Raw genomic sequence first — 2,556 nt, 5'->3', positions numbered from 1 at the left:
CTGGCAAGATACGTTTCCCAAGTATTGTATGATCTGCCAATACTGGCTGCTGCGCAGATAAGGTAGAGCTGTACATCTGCATGGTCATAGTTGAGCAATTTTTATGTACTAGTGGGTGTAAATAAACCCGTGTCTCATCAATTCGATCCGATTTTAGCGCAGGTAGCGGGTAGTTTTGTTGCTCATAGGTATAACCTGGCAAAGCAATCCTTGTTGGCTTACCCTGATTCATTGTGTTCAGTATATATAACTGTTGCCAATCAACATCTGTACCTTCCACCCACAAAATTGAAAGTAGTTCAACATCAGCAACCTTGAGTGCATTTTCAATCTTTTTGTACGTGGCACCATTGCGAGATAATCGATTAGTAACTTGGCCACTTAAATATTGCTCATCTGGCAAGGAACCTGCACTATACTGTGCGAGTTTTCGTGACATATCCTGCAATGATGTAACCGGAATAGCGACTCTAACATCCATTGCCTCTCGGCCAACTTGCAGCGTATACAAGATATCACTCAACAAGTCAGCATCATAAGCTAGTATTGCTTTACTAAGCGCTTGTGCCGTCTGTTGTAACTGTACCCATGTGCGTGATGACAAAATACATATTTGTAACGGTGTCGATACGCCACTTTCATCGCGATAACGTGACGTTTGGCGCGGCGCTTCTTCAATTAGTAGATACGCATTTGTTCCGCCGGCACCAAATGATGACACACTAGCTCTTAATGGCACCTCCATTTGCTGACCATTGTGGTCGATAGTCGGTCGGTGCCATTTAGTTTTAACCTGCTGCACTTCAAACTGACTGTTAGCAAAATCAATTTTTTTATTAGTTACCGACGAATGTAAAGAAGGAACCAAAGTTTCATGTTTCATCTGCAGCAGCACTTTGGTGACTCCAGCAATACCTGCAGCTCCCTCACAATGACCTATATTAGATTTGACAGAGCCTATTGCATATTTTCGTTTTGTTAAGGGTACAAACACCTTTTGCAAAGCAGCTATTTCTATTGGATCTCCAAGCGATGTACCAGTACCATGGGCTTCGATATAACTAATAGTACATGGATCAATACCGGTGTCTCGATACACTTTTTCAATAATTTTAGTTTGTGCATTCGGGTTTGGTACCGAATAACCATTAGTCTTACCACCATGATTAACAGCAATCCCTTTAATCACTCCGTATATATTATCACCATCATATTGCGCCGCTTCTAATGGTTTTAGGACTAATGCTCCAACCCCCTCACCAGGTACATAACCGTCACCACCCTCGCCAAAGCTTTGACACCGGCCCTGACTAGAAACAAAACGACCCCTTGATAACTGAACATACTTTTTGGGGTGCATAGACAAGTTAACCCCACCGGCAATAGCCGCCTCAATATCACCATTATTGAGGCTTTGACATGCCAACTGAATACTCACTAATGATGACGAACACATAGTGTCAACGGCCATACTAGGACCATGGAAGTTACAGAAATATGAGACTCGGTTTGCAACGGATGCCGCCCCTGGCAAGGCAAAAACTTGTGTTGGGTCATCTGATTCTAGCAATTGATGATCCAGCCACATAACTCCCACAAATACACCTACAGAACCTTCTGAAGACAAGGTATGTTTGGTATAACCACTATTTTCTATCGCATCGTAAACAGTTTTCAAAAACAGTCTTTCTTGTGGGTCTATACTTAGGGCCTCAGCAGGAGAAATATTGAAAAATAGTGGATCAAATTGCGTGATACCGTCAATAAACCCACCCCATTTGCTATATGATTTACCGAAGGCCTGTTGATCTTGAGAGTAAAACTCACTTAAATCCCAACGTTCAGAAGGAATGTCTGTCACGCAGTCTAAGCCTTCGGCTAAATTATGCCAAAACGCTTCGAGATTCGGAGCTTGAGGATATATGCCAGCTAAACCAATAATAGCGATGCCTGAGGTATTTGAACTTCTGCCAGCGACCTGATATGTGATGGGCTCCTCATAAACAACATGCGCAGAATTATTACTTACCGTCACCTTGGAAGCGTTTGAAAGGTCTTGTTGATTTGGCACTATAATATTTTGTAATACTGTTGAGTGGGACTGTATAAAGTACTCTGCCAGCTGCCTAAGTGTAAAATATTCAAAGAATAATGTTTTTGGCAAAGTACCAAACGACTTCTCTAGCTGATTAGTCATAGCCATGGCCATGACTGAGTCGATGCCATATTGCTCCAACTGCTGTTGACTATCAATATTTTCTACCGGCAAATCAATCAGCCCAGATAGTACTTCACTTAAATATAATTCAACTTCATGTAACTCAATATCAATGGCTGTTTCAGAAGTAGGCAGTTGTGGCTCTACGGCTACTTGATGACCATGTAGGCGTTTCTCATTTTTTAGGTTATCGCCATATAAAACCAAAAGCTGAGACTGTGAACTATTGAGTGCCCGATAAAAACAGTCTAACCCCAGCTCAGTTGGCATCGCTGCCAGTCCTTGACGCTCTAACGCCGCCAATCCTCCTTCATCTACCTGCATACCTCCCGCTTGCC

Annotated in this window: 1 protein-coding gene; it reads right to left on the bottom strand. The window is 42.5% G+C overall.

Translation table 11 applies throughout. The annotated features are described in order from the left end of the window. Positions 1-2,556, bottom strand: a 2,556-nt coding sequence (locus OCI93_RS20740; RefSeq protein WP_261627236.1) for a type I polyketide synthase, incomplete at both ends; no start/stop codon positions are given.

The sequence above is a fragment of the Pseudoalteromonas holothuriae genome, assembly GCF_945859825.1.
Taxonomy (GTDB): Bacteria; Pseudomonadota; Gammaproteobacteria; order Enterobacterales; family Alteromonadaceae; genus Pseudoalteromonas; species Pseudoalteromonas holothuriae.
The sequence above is the reverse complement of the archived record's forward strand: the minus strand, read 5'-3'. Positions and strand labels throughout refer to the sequence as shown.